Origin of the sequence: Rhizobium album, assembly GCF_003122325.1 — a bacterium.
GTDB classification, from domain to species: domain Bacteria; phylum Pseudomonadota; class Alphaproteobacteria; order Rhizobiales; family Rhizobiaceae; genus Metarhizobium; species Metarhizobium album.
In genome coordinates, this window is the sequence record NZ_QFBC01000004.1 from 302,654 (window position 1) to 316,878 (window position 14,225).

Genomic DNA, 14,225 nt, shown 5'->3' on the forward strand with positions numbered 1-14,225 from the left:
GTCGCCGAATGCCATTCTCTTTCCTATGAAAGGGGCTTGGCCTGCGAAAGGGCTTGACCTCTGAAAGCGCCCGGCGATATCCGGCCGCCATTGCATCACCCCCTGCCCCTGCCTATGGTGCGGCCAAAGACCAGCCAGGGAGATGAAAACATGCTGCGCTTCGGAATTCTGTCCACCGCCAAGATCGGCCGCGAACTCGTGGTGCCTGCCATCCAGGATGCCGAAAACTGCGTGGTGACCGCCATCGCCAGCCGCGACCTTGCAAGGGCGCGCGAAATGGCCGACCGGTTTTCCGTGCCGCACGCCTTCGGTTCCTACGAGGAGATGCTGGCCTCCGACGCGATCGACGCCGTCTATATTCCGCTGCCGACCTCGCAGCATGTCGAGTGGTCGGTCAAGGCGGCCGATGCCGGCAAGCACGTGCTGGTGGAAAAGCCGCTGGCGCTGAATGCCGACGAGATCGATGTCCTGATCGAAGCCCGCGACCGCAACAACGTGCTGGTGACCGAAGCCTACATGGTGACCTATGCGCCGGTCTGGCTGAAGGTGCGAGAGCTGATCAAGGACGGCGCGATCGGCTCGCTCAAACATGTGCAGGGCGCATTTACCTATTTCAACCGCGATCCCGGCAACATGCGCAACGTGCCGTCGCTCGGCGGCGGCGGCCTGCCCGATATCGGCGTCTACCCGACGATCAGCACCCGCTTCGTCACCGGCAAGGAGCCGAAGCGCATCCAGGCGGTGACCGAGCGCGACCCGGAATTCGGCACCGACATCTATTCCAGCGTCAAGGCCGATTTCGGTGATTTCGAGCTGACCTTCTACATCTCCACCCAGCTCGCCCATCGCCAGGTGATGGTGTTCCACGGCACCGAGGGCTACATCGAGGTGAAGTCGCCGTTCAACGCCGACCGCTACGGCGCCGAGGAGATCGAGCTCGCCAACCGCAACCACAACGAATCCCGCGTTTTCCGCTTCCAGGACAGCCGTCAGTACAAGTGCGAAGCCGAGGCTTTCGCCCGCGCGGCGCGCGGCGAGGACCAGGAAGTGGTGACGCTCGAAAGCTCCAAGCTGAACCAGAAGGTCATCGACGCCATCTATCGCGCCAGCGAGAAGGACGGCTGGGAGACGGTCTGAGCCGTCTCAATCCCGGCTGACGAAGCGGGCGTAACCGAACAGCGCAAAGGCGATGGCGGCCAGCGACGACAGGAGGCGCGCCGTCACCGGCTGTATGTCCGGTGAGCCGAACACAAGGGCGGCAAACAGGCCGTAACCGAACAGCGCCGTCGTGAGCAGGAGATAACGCGCTCTCCGGCCCTCGCCGATGACCCACATGACCGCCATGGCGGCGGCGAGCGCGGCAAGGCCGGCCAGGAACGCCGGGCCGCCGCTTGCCCCATGCAACAGGTGCAGCACCAAAACCTCGAGCAGGAAACCGGCGATCAGGGCAGCGGTGAAACGGGCAAGGCGCATCAGGCGTTGATCGCGATCATGCCGGCGACGATCAACACGGCGCCGACGGCATACCGCAATGTCACGGCCTCGCCCAGAAAGATCTGCGCCAGAAGCGGCACGAAGCAGAATGTCAGCCCCATGAAGGAATAGGCGATCGTCAGCGGCACCGATTTCAGCACGTAGATCCAGACCAGCGTGCCGAACCCGTAGAGAGCCAGGGCGGCAAGCAGCAGCGGATTGAAGGCCAGCTGCAACAGGCCGCGCATGCTGAAATCACCGGCCGACGTGCTGGTCAGCTTGAACAGCACCTGGCCGGCCGCGATCAGCAGCGGCGTACCCAGAAGTCCCACCCATGTGCCGACTGGCAGCGACAAGAACATCATCCGCTCCTCAAGCCCGGTCTTCGCAATAAAAAATGTCGCGGCCGATATCGATGCATTCGTGCACCGCCGGCACCGGATGGACGGCGCGCAGGAAGGAATGCGTGTAGGGGAAGAAGTTGAAGTGCGGATTGAAGGTGTAGCGGTATTCCCGCTCCCGCGGCACGACGATGATCAGCCGTCGGCGTGCGATGCGCCTCAATTCCGCGATCGCCTGCCGGTAGTCCAGCAGATGCTCGATGACATGGGTGCAGACCACGGTATCGAACTCGCCGTCGGCAAAGGGCAGGGACTCGATCTTGGCGGCGACATATTCGATGCCCGGCAAGGCCGCCGCGTCCTCGACGACAAAATCGACGCCGGTCAGGCGCGAAAGCGCCGGATGCGCCGCCTGGATGTGGCTGAGCAGCGCGCCGGTGCCGCAGCCGACATCGCAGAGGCTGTCGCCGACCACGGAGGCGTTGATACGGCGGATGGTGGCGGCGGAATTGTCGGTGCCCTGGTGAACCCGCGGATGGTTGCGGTAGAGCGTTTCGTATTCGGCTTCGGTCAGGAACGGCGCCCGTTCGCGGAAGCGGGCGAGATGATTGATGTGGTCACCCCAGGCGAGGCGCGCCATCCAGCGGAAGGCGGCGGAATCGCGCAGGATCGGCGGCATGACGTCTTCGATGACGAAGCGGATGCGGTTGGTGGTTTCCCTGTTCATCGTTGCGCTCCGAGGCCGATCAGGCCGCCCTCACCGTTTTATCGGCAGCAGGCCTGGCGGCGGATGGCCGCAGCCGGCCGACCGGCAGGCTGATGTAATGGATGCGCATCTGCTCCGCCCGGCCCCTGGCGACGGAATCGAGGATGGTGCCGGCAGTAAACATCATGAAGGAAATCATCATCAGCGCCATGGACAGAACCCAGGTCGGCTGGCGGTTCACCAGGCCGGTGGCGAAATATTCGAGCAGCACCGGCGTCATGAACACGGTGCTCGTCGCCATGAAGGCGACGCTGAGCGCGCCGAAAAAGGCGAAGGGCCGCGTTTCCTTCATCAGCATGGCGAACATCCAGAGGATTTTTGCGCCATCCCGAAAGGTCGACAGTTTCGAATGCGAACCCTCCGGCCGCCGGCCGTAATCGAGTTCCAGTTCGCTCACCGGCAGTTTCAGCCGCGAGGCATGCACCGACATTTCCGTCTCGATCTCGAAACCGGCGGAAACGGCGGGAAAACTCTTGACGAAGCGGCGCGAGAAGGCGCGGTAGCCGGAGAAGATATCGGTGAAATCGCTGCCGAAGATCATGCGGTAGAGACGGTTGAACAGCCGGTTGCCGATCGCATGGCCCTGGCGCCCGGCATCGGCATGCACGCCGCGGCGGGTGCCGACCACCATGTCGGCCCCCTCGGTCAGGAGCGTGCGGATCAGGTCTTCGGCATCGTCTGGCGAATAGGTGCCGTCGCCATCGGCCATCAGGTAGACGTCGGCCTCGATGTCGGCGAACATGCGGCGCACGACATTGCCCTTGCCCTGCCGCCGTTCGCGCACCACGGTGGCGCCGGCCAGCATCGCCTGTAGCGCCGTGCCGTCGACGGAATTGTTGTCGTAGACGTAGATGCGGGCCTCCGGCAGCGCCTCGCGAAAGCCGCGCACGACGGCGGCGATCGTGCCCGCCTCGTTGTAGCAGGGCAGGAGTACCGCGATATCCAGGCCCTCGGCGTCAGCAACAACCATGATTTCTACCCGCAACTCAAGAAAACCATCGGCAAACTGCGCGCCGCATTCGGATTTTACTATTTCTTGAGAAGGTTAAGGCATGGTTTCCGTCACCTTCTTGTATCGCGTTAAAGGACGGGCAGCATGGCGAATGCGGCACTGACGACGGAAACCGCCGGCCGGGGTGCGGCTTCACGCACGGCATCCGGGCACCTGCTCGCCCAGTTGCGTTTTGCCGTGGTCCTTTACGGCATTATCACCATGCTCGTGCTCGCCGCGCTGAACATGCCGGGCTCCCACGACTATGTCGGCGCCGACAATGACGATGCCATGCGGCTCGTCGAAGTGCGCGACTTGCTGGCCGGCCAGAACTGGTTCGACATGCAGCAGTACAGGCTTGGCCTCGAAGACGGGACGCCGATGCACTGGTCGCGGCTCGTCGACCTGCCGATCGCCAACCTGATCTCGTTCTTCGACCTGTTCCTGCCGCACACGGCAGCGGAAGCCGCAGCGCTTGCCGCCTGGCCGATGGGCCTCGGTGTCTGCCTGCTTTTTGTCATGGGGCTTGCCGGCCGGCGGATCGGCGGCACGGCGGTGATGCATGCGGCGATGGGGCTGACCGCCATCTACCTGGTCACCGGCAACCGTTTCCTGCCGGGCGCCATCGACCACCACAATGTCCAGCTGCTGCTGATGGCGATCGTCGCCGCCATGCTGGTCGATCCTGAGCGCCGGCCGGCGAGTTTTGCGATTGCCGGGCTTGCGGTCGCGCTGGCGATTGCCGTCGGCGTCGAGACGGTGCCGCATGTCGCCGTCGCCTGCCTGATCGTCGCCGGGCTCTGGGCCTGGCATGGCGCCGACATCGCCCGCCCGACGCGCGCCTTCTGCATCGCGCTCGTCATCGGCATGTCCGTCGCCTTCTTTTCGACGGTGCCGCCCGGCCTCTATGGGCTGGTGACCTGCGACAGCCTGTCGCTCGGCTTCTACGGCCTGACCTCGGTCGGCGCCACCATGCTGTTTGCCTCGACCTATGCCGCCAACGGCTTTTCCATGCCGATGCGGCTGACGGTGCTCGGCGCCTCCGGCATCATGGTGCTCAGCGCGCTGGTGACGCTGGCGCCGCAATGCCTCGGCAATCCTTTGAGCGACCTCGATCCGATGATCGCCAACCTGTGGCTTTCCAATGTCAGCGAAGCGCAATCGCTCTTCAGGCTGATAAGACTGGATCCCGGCTCGGTCGGCGGTTTTTACGGAACGGGCCTGTTTGCGCTGGCCGTCTGCGCCTTCCGCATCTGGCGGCGGGACCGGGTTGAAATGCATGCCGTACTCGGAGCCCTGCTGCTGGTCGGCGTCGCCGTGGCGATGTTCCAGGTGCGCGGCGCGGCCTTTGCCAATCTCCTTGCCATCCTGCCGCTCGCGCTGCTCTTGATGGAGATCCGCCGCATCGCCAATGCCGACCCGGAAAACATGGGGGCGGGTTTCGTCTATATCGTCACGGCGTTTCTCTGCGTGCCCTCCGCCTGGGGGCTCGGCGGCGTTCTCGGCGCCCAGGGGGTCAAAGGCCTTGTCGAACACTCGCCCCTTGCCGAAACGAAACCCGGCCCGCGTTGCTCGTCGCAGGCGGCGCTGGCCCAGCTCTCGGCACTGGAACCGGGTGTCGTGGCGTCGTCCATCGAATTTGGCGCCGCGATGCTGCGCTTTACGCCGCACCGCATCCTCTCTGCGCCCTATCACCGCAACCAGGGCGGCATTCTGACCGAGATGTATATCGGCCTTTCCAATCCGCAGCAGGCCGAGTCCTTCCTGCGCGGCGCCGGCGTCACCGTGATTGCCTATTGCGCCGGCGACTGGCAGACGCACCATTTTGCCGAACTGGAGCCGCGGGGACTATACGCGGACCTGGCGCGCGGAAACATTCCCGCTTATCTGGAGGCACTGCCGGCAGCCGAAGGTTCCGACCTCACGCTTTACCGCGTGCTGCCGGAAGAGAAATGATCCGATCGCGCCCGGCCCCGGGGCCGGACGCGACGCGCGGGGCGGGTTCACAGATGCGCCACCGCCTTGGCCGGCAGCGCCGCATCCGCCATGCGGAACGGATAGAGCGCAATGAAATCATAGTGGCCGGAAGAGACATTGCCGCTCTCGGCGCGGCCGAGATAACTCTTCGTCAGGGTCGTATCGAGCGCAACCGCGGTATTCTGCACCGTTGCTCCGTTGTAGGACCCCGCCTTGCCCGATCCGCTCCAGGCGGCAGCAACACCGAAGGGCGGCAGGGGAGCGGCCGCTGACGCCAGCGTGACGATGCTGCTCGCGCCGAAAACGATGCTGTTCTGCGTGCTGTTGAAGCCGACGAGCCGCGACATCGCGGTTCCGCCGACAATGGCGCCGAACGCCCCGCGCATGCCCTGCCCGCGGATGACGACGCCGGCAGCGGCGCGCTGCAACACCGCTTCGCCAGTCGGCGAGAACCGGCAGACATCGCCGCTGCGTGTGACGGACGCCGTCGTCGTCGGCACGTAGGACGACGGCGACAAGCCGCTTTCCAGCTGCGCGCCGTCGAAGTCCACCGTGCCGGCGCCGCTGAACATCTGCAGCTGCAGCGCCGTGCCGGCCGGCGTAAAACTGAAGCCGACACGGTAATAACCGCCGGGAAAGGCGGTGACGAACGGCGTAGCCGAGCCGCTGCCGGTGCTCGCGGCCGTGCGGCTGGCCCAGCTGACAGTGATTTCGTAGCCGGCGGCATTGGCGCCGTCATAGGCTCGCAACCGCGATTGCGCCGCCGTTCTGGGTTTCATCCAGGCCCAGAAGCAATAGGTCTGGCCGGACGTGACCGAAACCGACTGGGAATACCGGGCATCCGTGGAGGCACCGGTCAGCCGGAAAGCATCGCCATCGCCGAAAAGGCTCGGCTGGCCGCGAACCGCCGCCATGTCGACGGCGGTCCAGGGCGAGGCGGCGAGATTGCGCGACTGCAGCAGCAGATTGGCGACCTGCGCCTCGACCAGCAACTGGCGGCTGCCGTGCGACCAGTCGAAGCGCGCCGTGTCGGCGGCTGCCGTCCTGATCGTGCCATCCGAATCGAGATAGGTGGCCGTCCCGGCGCGGCTGAACAAGAAAAGATCGGCGAAGGCGACGGGGCGCACCGCATCGCCGATTGCGGCGGCCGTGGCCGCTGCAATGCTTGCCGGCGCGAGGCCGGTCAGGACGCAGGCGTTGCGCCGTGCATCGAAGGCGAAAGCCGGCGGTTTGGCCGGCCCGCCGGCGATATCGGCGGCAAGGGCCCCCGGCAGCGCCCAGAAGGGCAACGGGCGCCCGCAACCGGTCAACGAGATCTGAGCATCGACCACCATCAGACCAGGCCCACGATGTCGGTGGCGGTGGTGCCGGTGGCGCGCACGCGCACCGCCCGCAACGGCAGGATCGAACCGGCAAACACATTGGCCAGCGTCACCACCTCACCCGACAGCATCGTGACGCTGAGGTTGCCACCGCCGCCGACATAAAGCGCCCGGACCGTCTCGGCGAGATCGGTCGCATCGTTCGGCGTGATCGAAAAACCCGAGCTTGCGGGCCCGGACAGCGAAGGTTGGGTATTGGCAAAACGGTCGGCCATCGGAAACTCCTTGGAAATGACGGTTCCCCATGATGCGTTCCGCCGGCGGCGCGGGGATCGGCGGGGACGATCTTTTTGACACGCGACCCGATGTTTCCGGTCAAATGCCATGCCAAGCCTTTGACGATGCTGGAACTGGAGGGCCAGTCATGCGGAGAGCGGACCGTCAAGGCGCGAGCCATGCCGCGCAAAATCATCCTCTCCTGCTTTTTCGGGGAAGAGGCGGATGGAGCGGAGGTTTGCTGCTGACCGCGGCGCCGTCATCGGCTAGGATCGCGCCATGGCCAATCTCTTCGACGTCGACACCCCATCGAACCTGACCGAATACAGCGTTTCGGAACTTTCCGGCTCGATCAAGCGCACGGTGGAAACGGCATTCGACCAGGTGCGGGTGCGCGGCGAGATTTCCGGCTATCGCGGCCCGCATTCCTCCGGCCACGCCTATTTTTCGCTGAAGGACGACCGTGCGCGCATCGACGCCGTCATCTGGAAAGGCACGATGAGCCGGCTAAAGTTCCGGCCGGAAGAGGGCATGGAGGTCATCGCCACCGGCAAGGTCACCACCTTTCCGGGCTCGTCGAAATACCAGATCGTCATCGAAAGCCTGGAACCGGCCGGCGCCGGCGCGCTGATGGCGCTGATCGAGGAGCGCAAGCGCAAGCTTGCCGCCGAGGGCCTGTTCGATCCCGAACGCAAGCGGCGCCTGCCGTTTCTGCCGCGGGTCATCGGCGTCGTCACCTCGCCGACCGGGGCGGTCATTCGCGATATCCTGCACCGTATTTCCGACCGCTTTCCGGTGCGGGTGCTGCTCTGGCCGGTAAAAGTCCAGGGCGAAGGCTCCGGCCAGGAGGTCGCCAATGCGATCCACGGTTTCAACGCGCTGTCGCCCGATGGCGCCATTCCGCGGCCGGACGTGCTGATCGTCGCCCGTGGCGGCGGCAGCCTCGAAGACCTCTGGAGCTTCAACGACGAGATCGTCGTCCGGGCGGCGGCCGAAAGTCGCATCCCGCTGATTTCGGCCGTCGGCCACGAGACCGACTGGACGTTGATCGATTATGCCGCCGACGTGCGTGCACCGACGCCGACCGGGGCGGCGGAAATGGCCGTGCCCGTGAAGGCCGAGCTGCAGTCGCAGCTTGCGGCGCTCTCTGCCCGGCTGCAGGGCGGCACCGGCCGCCACATGGACCAGCGCCGCCAGAACCTCCGTTCGCTGGTGCGGGCGCTGCCCTCGCTCGACCAGTTGCTCGCCTTGCCGCGCCGTCGCTTCGACGAGGCTGCCGTGGGCCTGGGACGTGGCCTGTCGCTGAACACCATCAACAAACGCCGCGGCTTCGAGCGGTTCGCCGCCCATCTGCGGCCGGAGCTGTTGACGGGTCGCATCAACGAGCGCCGCCAGCAGGTGAACGAGCGGATGGTCCGTATCGAGCGGTTCATCGAGCGCCGCACCGCCGAACTAAACTCCCGGCTGAAGCGGGCGGATGCCGTGCTCGGGCTGGTGCCGGCCCGCCTCGATACGCAGGTGGCGCGCTTCCGCGACCGGCTGTCCAACCTGACGCGCCATGCCGACAGCACGCTCGCCCACCAGCTTCGCCGTTGGCGCGCCGATGTGCTGGCGCAGGACCGGGTGCTGCAATCGCTGTCCTACAAGAACGTGCTGCTGCGCGGCTATGCGGTGATCCGCGATGCCGACGACAGGCCGGTGTCGCGGGCAGCGGCACTTGGCCCCAGCGCGGCGATCTCCATCCAGTTCGCCGATGCCCGTGTCAACGCCGTCACCGGCAGCGAAGCCGGCCCGCCGCTGCCGCCCGCCGACACGCCGCCTACTCCGTCCCGCAAGCGCAGCGCAAAACCGGCCGCGCCCGAAAAACCGCCGGAACAGGGAAACCTGTTTTGATCATGCGCCTGCTTCTCGTCTTCGCCCATCCGCTGGAACACAGTTTTGCCGCCGTCGTCGCCCGCACGGCGAAGGAGACGCTGGAGGCCGGCGGCCATAGCGTCGATATGCTCGAGCTCTATCGCGAGGGGTTCGATCCGCGGCTGACGGAAACCGAGCGGCGCGGATACCATAGCACCAAACGCAAGGCGCATCTGCAGCGGATCCGGCAGGCGCTGTCGAAGATCTAGAGTATTTCCGACCGAAGCGGGACCGCTTAGGCAACGGAATGTTGCAAAAACAAAGAGTTGGAGCATTTCCGGCTTCACTCGAACGCAGCCAGCAGTTGGCGCAGCAGCCCGTCGAGCGCGGCCTTCTCGTCTGCCGGCAGACTTTCGACCAGCCGGTTCTGGTTGACGACATGCTCCGTCACCGTCTTCTCCACCAGGGAAAAGCCCTTTTCCGTCAAGGCGATGAGTACGCTGCGGCGATCCTGCGGATTGACCACGCGCTCCACCAGACCGGTTTTCTCCAGCTGGTCGATGCGGTTGGTCATCGTGCCCGAGGTGACCATGGTCGTCGCCAGGAGATCGCCCGGCGACAGGCGATAGGGCGCGCCGGAGCGGCGCAGCGTCGCCAGTACGTCGAAGCTGGATGACGACAGACCGTTTTGCTGCAGCACGGCTTCGACCTCGCGGGAAAGATGTGTCGAAAGCCGCTTCAGCCGGCCAAGAATGCCCATCGCGGTGACGTCGAGATCCGGCCTTTCGCGCCGCCACTGGTCCAGAATTCTGTCGACGTGATCCATCTGCCGCCCTCGGTGTTCCTTTCCGATAAGACCCGGACATCTTGACGTCAAGATATTTACGCCTATGCTGCAGTTTATCTTGAAGTCAAGATTATTGAGATGAAGACAAATTCCGGATATGCCGCCGACGTCCTGCTGACCGCCATCGCACCGGCGATCCAGGGGCAGCACCTATTACGTCACCACCAGTTTCCTGCCGACGGGTTATCCGCTGACCGTGTCGCTGCTGCGCGCCCTGCCGGCGGGCCTGCTGCTGCTGCTGCTCGTCCGCCAACTGCCGCATGGCATCTGGTGGCGGCGGGCTTTCGTGCTCGGCGCACTCAATTTTTCCTTCTTCTGGGCGATGCTGTTCGTCTCCGCCTATCGGCTGCCCGGTGGCGTGGCCGCCACTGTCGGCGCCGTGCAGCCGCTGATCGTTATCGCTTTGTCGCGCCTCGTCCTGGCAAAACAGATACGGCCGCTCGCCGTCGTGGCGGGGCTGACCGGCATTTTCGGCGTCGCGCTGCTGGTGCTGACGCCTCGGGCAGCGCTCGATCCCATCGGCATCATGGCGGGGCTGGCCGGTGCGGTATCGATGGCCTTCGGCACAGTGCTGGCCCGCCACTGGAAACCGCCGGTCTCCAGCCTCACCTTCACCGCCTGGCAGCTGACGGCCGGCGGCCTGCTTCTGATCCCGCTCGTGTTGCGGCTGGAACCGGTGCCACCGGTGCCGACGACAGAAAACGTGTTCGGCATGGCCTATCTCGGCCTGATCGGCGCGGCCTTCACCTATCTCTTGTGGTTTCGCGGCCTCTCGCGCATCGAGCCTTCCGCGGCAGCGTCGCTCGGTTTCCTCAGCCCGCTCGTCGCCACCCTGCTCGGCTGGCTGCTGCTCGGGCAGAGCCTGACGCCGCTGCAGATCGCCGGCTTCGTCGCCGTGCTGGCGAGCGTGTGGATAAGCCAGCAGGCAAGCCTGCCCGCTGGCGCCAAACCGGCGGGCAGCCGCGCCGCCTGAGGCGCGGGCCTGCCATTGACGATGCCTCTATTGCGCCCATTCGCCCTTGCGCATGACGGCGACGCGGCTGCCATCCGCCGTGACGCCGTCGATATCCACGTCGCCGGAGCCGATCATCCAGTCGATATGGATCAGGCTGGAATTGCCGCCCTGCGCGGCGATCTCATCCGGACTGAGCGAGGCACCATCGAGGAAGCACTTCGAATAGCACTGGCCGAGCGCGATGTGGCACGAGGCGTTTTCATCGAACAGCGTATTGAAGAACAGGATGCCGCTTTTCGAGATCGGTGAGGAATGCGGCACCAGCGCCACTTCGCCGAGGCGCCGGGCGCCTTCGTCGGTATCCAGCACCTTGTTCAGCACCTCCTCGCCACGGCTCGCCTTGGCTTCGACGATGCGGCCGGCCTCGAAACGCACGCGGATGTCGTCGATCAGCGTGCCCTGGTGCGACAGCGGCTTGGTGCTCGATACGTGTCCTTCGACCCGCAAGGCATGCGGCGTGGTGAACACCTCCTCCGTCGGGATGTTGGGATTGCAGGTGATGCCGTTCTTGGCCGTCGAGGCGCCGCCATGCCACTCGTGGCCGTCGGCAAGGCCGACGGTGAGATCGGTGCCGGGACCGGTGAAATGCAGCGCGGAAAACCGCTTTCCGTTCAGCCAGGCGGAGCGCTTGCCGAGATCGGCATTATGGGCGGCCCAGGCGGCGATCGGATCGGCGACATCGACGCGCGAGGCGGCGAAGATGGCATCGGCCAGGCGGCGCACCGCGTCGTCCTCGGCCAGCTCCGGAAAGACCTGCTTCGCCCAGGAGGGGTTGGGATAGGAGACGATGTTCCAGTTGATGTCGAAATTCGAGATCTTCTCCAGCGCCGGCTTGTAGGCCATCGAATTGGCGCGGTTTGCCCGCGCCACCTTGGACGGATCCTCGGCAGACAGCAGCATCGGATTGTCGCCGGCAATCGCCAGCCGGGCAGCACCGTTGGCAAAGGCCTTGGCCATGCCGTCGTAAAGCCAGCCGGACGCCTTGTCGAAACTTTCGTCGGGCGCATGGCGATAACGGGCGAGTGTCGCCTCCTCGTCTGCATAGAAGGTGGTGACGAGGCCGGCGCCGGCAAGATAGGCATGCTTGGTGATCAGCCGTACCAGCGGCAGGGCGGCGATCGGCGCGGTCACGACGAGATCCTGCCCCTTCTGCAGCTGAAGGCCCACCCGGACGGCAGTTTCCGCGAGCTTTTCGAGTTTGACGGGATCGACGGGGGACGAAGAGGAAACGGTCATGGACGGCCTTCTTTTGTTGTCTGCTTCGCCTGACTATGTAGGCCATGGCCGGGAAAAACTGAATGCGCGCGGCCAAGGATTTTGGCTTTTGCCGAAAAGCCCGCCAATGATATAGGGCCACCAGACGCATTCCTGCCAGCGCGGATCACCATGGACGTTTCGGCCAGCGACGACTATCTCAGCTTTCGCAGCTATGGCGGCGAGGCGGAGCTGCATTGCCACAACTTCCACCAGATCGTCCTGCCGCGGCTCGGCGTGCTGGAGCTGGAGATCGGCGGCAAGGGCGGTGTCGTGGCGAGCGGCCGCGGCGCGGTCATTCCGGCCGGCACCCGCCATGCCTTTCGCGCCGGCGGGCGCAACGGTTTCATCGTCGTCGATGCCCGCTGCCCGGCGCTCGACGAACCGGCCGTCGCCCGCTATTCCGCCTCCGCCTTCTTCGAGATCCGGCCGGCCGTGCAGGCTTTGCTCGACCATCTTTCCGCTGCCGCCGGCGACGGCGAGGTGAGCGCCAGCCTGCGCACCAATTGGTGCAGCCTGCTGTATTCGGCTTTGTCGCAGCCGGCCAAACCCTCGGCCGAAAGCTCCACCCGGTATCTCGACCGCGCGCTCGCCTTCATGCGCGCCCATGTCGACCGCCCGCTCGGTGTCTCGGACATCGCCCGCGAAGCCGGTGTGGGCGAGACGCGGCTGCACGGCCTGTTCCGGACGCATCACGGCACGACGCCGCATGCGATGCTGATGGAGATGCGCCTCGACGCAGCACTCGACCTGCTGGCGAATACAGAACTGCCGATCGCCGACATTGCGCTTTTGACCGGCCATCCGGACCAGAGTGCCCTCACCCGCCGGCTGCGCCAGTCGCGCGGCATCACGCCGTTGCGGTTTCGCAAGGGGCATTGAAGCCAGGCACGCCGTCCTTTCATCGCGTTGCGAAGGATTTGCACAAAATCGTGCAGGATTTGGCTATCCGGCTTTTTGGTGAGCGGTTAGAGCATTTCCAGCCGGAGCGGAATCGCTTCGGCGTCGGATAATCCGGCAAAAACAAAAGGATAGAGGATTTCCTGTGAACTCCTGTTCACAGGAAATCCTCTAGGCATCTGCCGAAACGGCGGCATGAGCGGGTGCGACCTGCCCCTTCTCCCCAGCGGGGAGAAGGGGATGCCACATGCGACCGCGGGAAACGGGACCGACAACGAACAACGGCCTGAGCGCCAAAGAAGGAACGACATGACGACGGCGAACCGCACGAGAGCAACGACGATCGGCATCGTGGCGATCCTCCTCTGGGCCTGCCTCGCCCTGCTCACCGCCAATGCCGGCAGCCTGCCGCCTTTCGAACTTCTGGCGCTGACATTCGCCGTCGCCTTCGTCGCCGGCATCATTCTTCTCGCCGTGCGTGGCCGAGCGGCGCTAGCGGAGATGCGCCAGCCCTGGCAGCCGTGGATCGTCGCCTTTCTCGGCCTGTTCGGCTACCACGCTTTGTATTTTTACGCATTGCAAACGGCGCCGGTCGCAGAAGCCAGCCTCGTCGCTTATCTCTGGCCGCTGTTCATCGTGTTGTTTTCGGCCCTGCTGCCGGGCGAAGGCTTGAAACCGCGCCATGTCGTCGGCGCCCTGCTCGGTTTTGCCGGCACCGGCATCATCATTCTCGCCCGCAACGGCGGCGCGGGCGGTTTTACGGGTGCCGTCAGCGGTTATCTCGCCGCTTTTGCCTGCGCCCTGGTCTGGTCGGGTTATTCGGTGCTCAACCGTCGTTTCGAGGGCACGCCGAGCGGCATGATCGTCGGCATCTGCGGCGCGGTGGCGCTGGCGGGCGGGCTCTGCCACCTGCTGTTCGAAACCAGCACGGCGCCGGATGCCGGCCAGTGGATCGCCATTCTCTGCCTCGGGCTGGGGCCGGTCGGCCTCGCCTTCCTCGCCTGGGACCATGCCACCAAGCATGGCCACCTACCGCTGCTCGGCGCGCTGTCCTACCTGGCACCGCTGATTTCAACCGCGCTGCTGGTGGCGACAGGTGCTGCACCGGCAACGCTGACGCTGGCGCTTGCGGCACTGCTGGTCATCGGCGGTTCGGTGCTGGCAACCGTCGGCGGCAAACGCGGCTGACGCTTTCTTCTTGGAAAGGCG

At 65.3% G+C, this 14,225-nt stretch carries 13 protein-coding genes and 2 pseudogenes; 7 read left to right on the plus strand and 8 right to left on the minus strand.

The annotated features are described in order from the left end of the window. Positions 1 to 150: 150 nt before the first annotated feature. Positions 151 to 1,137: a Gfo/Idh/MocA family protein gene (locus DEM27_RS12180; protein ID WP_109458501.1), complete on the plus strand. Its 987-nt coding sequence runs from the start codon at positions 151 to 153 to the stop codon at positions 1,135 to 1,137. A 6-nt stretch (positions 1,138 to 1,143) separates the two neighbouring features. Here DEM27_RS12180 and DEM27_RS12185 read toward each other — a convergent pair whose 3' ends face one another. The 4 genes from DEM27_RS12185 to DEM27_RS12200 are packed head-to-tail and all read right to left on the minus strand — an operon-like array spanning position 1,144 to position 3,550. After that, entirely contained in the window at positions 1,144 to 1,473 is a 330-nt protein-coding gene (locus DEM27_RS12185; RefSeq protein ID WP_109458502.1) for a GtrA family protein, read from the minus strand. Then, positions 1,473 to 1,835 carry a DMT family transporter gene (locus tag DEM27_RS12190; protein WP_109458667.1) on the minus strand — a complete coding sequence of 121 codons (363 nt, stop codon included), beginning with the start codon at positions 1,833 to 1,835 and terminating at the stop codon, positions 1,473 to 1,475. The genes DEM27_RS12185 and DEM27_RS12190 overlap by 1 nt, the downstream gene beginning before the upstream one ends. A gap of 10 nt (positions 1,836 to 1,845) precedes the next feature. Beyond that, positions 1,846 to 2,541: a class I SAM-dependent methyltransferase gene (locus DEM27_RS12195; protein WP_109458503.1), complete on the minus strand. Its 696-nt coding sequence runs from the start codon at positions 2,539 to 2,541 to the stop codon at positions 1,846 to 1,848. A 19-nt stretch (positions 2,542 to 2,560) separates the two neighbouring features. Beyond that, positions 2,561 to 3,550, minus strand: coding sequence for a glycosyltransferase (locus DEM27_RS12200; RefSeq protein ID WP_109458504.1), 990 nt, complete (start codon positions 3,548 to 3,550; stop codon positions 2,561 to 2,563). Between the two features lie 126 nt (positions 3,551 to 3,676). Between DEM27_RS12200 and DEM27_RS12205 the strand changes: the two genes are divergently transcribed. Next, on the plus strand, positions 3,677 to 5,527 hold the full coding sequence (locus DEM27_RS12205; RefSeq protein WP_109458505.1) for a hypothetical protein: 1,851 nt from the start codon (positions 3,677 to 3,679) through the stop codon (positions 5,525 to 5,527). Positions 5,528 to 5,574: 47 nt separating this feature from the next. Here DEM27_RS12205 and DEM27_RS12210 read toward each other — a convergent pair whose 3' ends face one another. Together DEM27_RS12210 and DEM27_RS12215 are read right to left on the minus strand one after the other, a co-directional pair. Further along, positions 5,575 to 6,882, minus strand: coding sequence for a phage head spike fiber domain-containing protein (locus DEM27_RS12210; protein WP_109458506.1), 1,308 nt, complete (start codon positions 6,880 to 6,882; stop codon positions 5,575 to 5,577). Then, the gene (locus DEM27_RS12215) at positions 6,882 to 7,145 is read right to left on the minus strand and encodes a spike base protein, RCAP_Rcc01079 family (RefSeq protein WP_109458507.1); all 264 of its coding nucleotides are present in this window, start codon (positions 7,143 to 7,145) and stop codon (positions 6,882 to 6,884) included. The genes DEM27_RS12210 and DEM27_RS12215 overlap by 1 nt, the downstream gene beginning before the upstream one ends. 280 nt (positions 7,146 to 7,425) lie before the next feature. Here DEM27_RS12215 and xseA point away from each other — a divergent pair, with 280 nt between their 5' ends. Both xseA and DEM27_RS12225 read left to right on the plus strand, forming a co-directional pair. Further along, positions 7,426 to 9,039 carry an exodeoxyribonuclease VII large subunit gene (xseA, locus tag DEM27_RS12220; RefSeq protein WP_109458508.1) on the plus strand — a complete coding sequence of 538 codons (1,614 nt, stop codon included), beginning with the start codon at positions 7,426 to 7,428 and terminating at the stop codon, positions 9,037 to 9,039. A 2-nt stretch (positions 9,040 to 9,041) separates the two neighbouring features. Next, positions 9,042 to 9,242: pseudogene (locus tag DEM27_RS12225) on the plus strand (NAD(P)H-dependent oxidoreductase); the annotation flags it as partial. Positions 9,243 to 9,343: 101 nt separating this feature from the next. Here DEM27_RS12225 and DEM27_RS12230 read toward each other — a convergent pair. Beyond that, complete coding sequence (locus tag DEM27_RS12230; protein ID WP_109458509.1) at positions 9,344 to 9,826, minus strand: MarR family winged helix-turn-helix transcriptional regulator; 483 nt, start codon at positions 9,824 to 9,826, stop codon at positions 9,344 to 9,346. A 99-nt stretch (positions 9,827 to 9,925) separates the two neighbouring features. Between DEM27_RS12230 and DEM27_RS12235 the strand changes: the two are divergent. After that, a pseudogene (locus DEM27_RS12235) lies at positions 9,926 to 10,820 on the plus strand (EamA family transporter). A 27-nt stretch (positions 10,821 to 10,847) separates the two neighbouring features. On the opposite strand, the gene DEM27_RS12240 reads toward DEM27_RS12235, so the two are convergent. Further along, the gene (locus DEM27_RS12240; protein ID WP_109458510.1) at positions 10,848 to 12,098 is read right to left on the minus strand and encodes an aminopeptidase; all 1,251 of its coding nucleotides are present in this window, start codon (positions 12,096 to 12,098) and stop codon (positions 10,848 to 10,850) included. 150 nt (positions 12,099 to 12,248) lie between these two features. Here DEM27_RS12240 and DEM27_RS12245 point away from each other — a divergent pair, with 150 nt between their 5' ends. Next, a complete protein-coding gene (locus tag DEM27_RS12245; RefSeq protein WP_109458511.1) occupies positions 12,249 to 12,998 on the plus strand; it encodes a helix-turn-helix transcriptional regulator in 750 nt (249 codons plus the stop codon). A gap of 327 nt (positions 12,999 to 13,325) precedes the next feature. Then, positions 13,326 to 14,204, plus strand: a complete 879-nt coding sequence (gene yddG / locus DEM27_RS12250; protein ID WP_109458512.1) for an aromatic amino acid exporter YddG — start codon at positions 13,326 to 13,328, stop codon at positions 14,202 to 14,204. Positions 14,205 to 14,225: the final 21 nt, after the last annotated feature.

Bases quoted from the DNA above. Each gene is read 5' to 3' on its own strand.
- DEM27_RS12180 (WP_109458501.1), top strand. From the start codon at position 151: ATGCTGCGCTTCGGAATTCTGTCCACCGCCAAGATCGGCCGCGAACTC.
- DEM27_RS12185 (WP_109458502.1), bottom strand. From the start codon at position 1,473: ATGCGCCTTGCCCGTTTCACCGCTGCCCTGATCGCCGGTTTCCTGCTC.
- DEM27_RS12190 (WP_109458667.1), bottom strand. From the start codon at position 1,835: ATGTTCTTGTCGCTGCCAGTCGGCACATGGGTGGGACTTCTGGGTACG.
- DEM27_RS12195 (WP_109458503.1), bottom strand. From the start codon at position 2,541: ATGAACAGGGAAACCACCAACCGCATCCGCTTCGTCATCGAAGACGTC.
- DEM27_RS12200 (WP_109458504.1), bottom strand. From the start codon at position 3,550: ATGGTTGTTGCTGACGCCGAGGGCCTGGATATCGCGGTACTCCTGCCC.
- DEM27_RS12205 (WP_109458505.1), top strand. From the start codon at position 3,677: ATGGCGAATGCGGCACTGACGACGGAAACCGCCGGCCGGGGTGCGGCT.
- DEM27_RS12210 (WP_109458506.1), bottom strand. From the start codon at position 6,882: ATGGTGGTCGATGCTCAGATCTCGTTGACCGGTTGCGGGCGCCCGTTG.
- DEM27_RS12215 (WP_109458507.1), bottom strand. From the start codon at position 7,145: ATGGCCGACCGTTTTGCCAATACCCAACCTTCGCTGTCCGGGCCCGCA.
- xseA (WP_109458508.1), top strand. From the start codon at position 7,426: ATGGCCAATCTCTTCGACGTCGACACCCCATCGAACCTGACCGAATAC.
- DEM27_RS12230 (WP_109458509.1), bottom strand. From the start codon at position 9,826: ATGGATCACGTCGACAGAATTCTGGACCAGTGGCGGCGCGAAAGGCCG.
- DEM27_RS12240 (WP_109458510.1), bottom strand. From the start codon at position 12,098: ATGACCGTTTCCTCTTCGTCCCCCGTCGATCCCGTCAAACTCGAAAAG.
- DEM27_RS12245 (WP_109458511.1), top strand. From the start codon at position 12,249: ATGGACGTTTCGGCCAGCGACGACTATCTCAGCTTTCGCAGCTATGGC.
- yddG (WP_109458512.1), top strand. From the start codon at position 13,326: ATGACGACGGCGAACCGCACGAGAGCAACGACGATCGGCATCGTGGCG.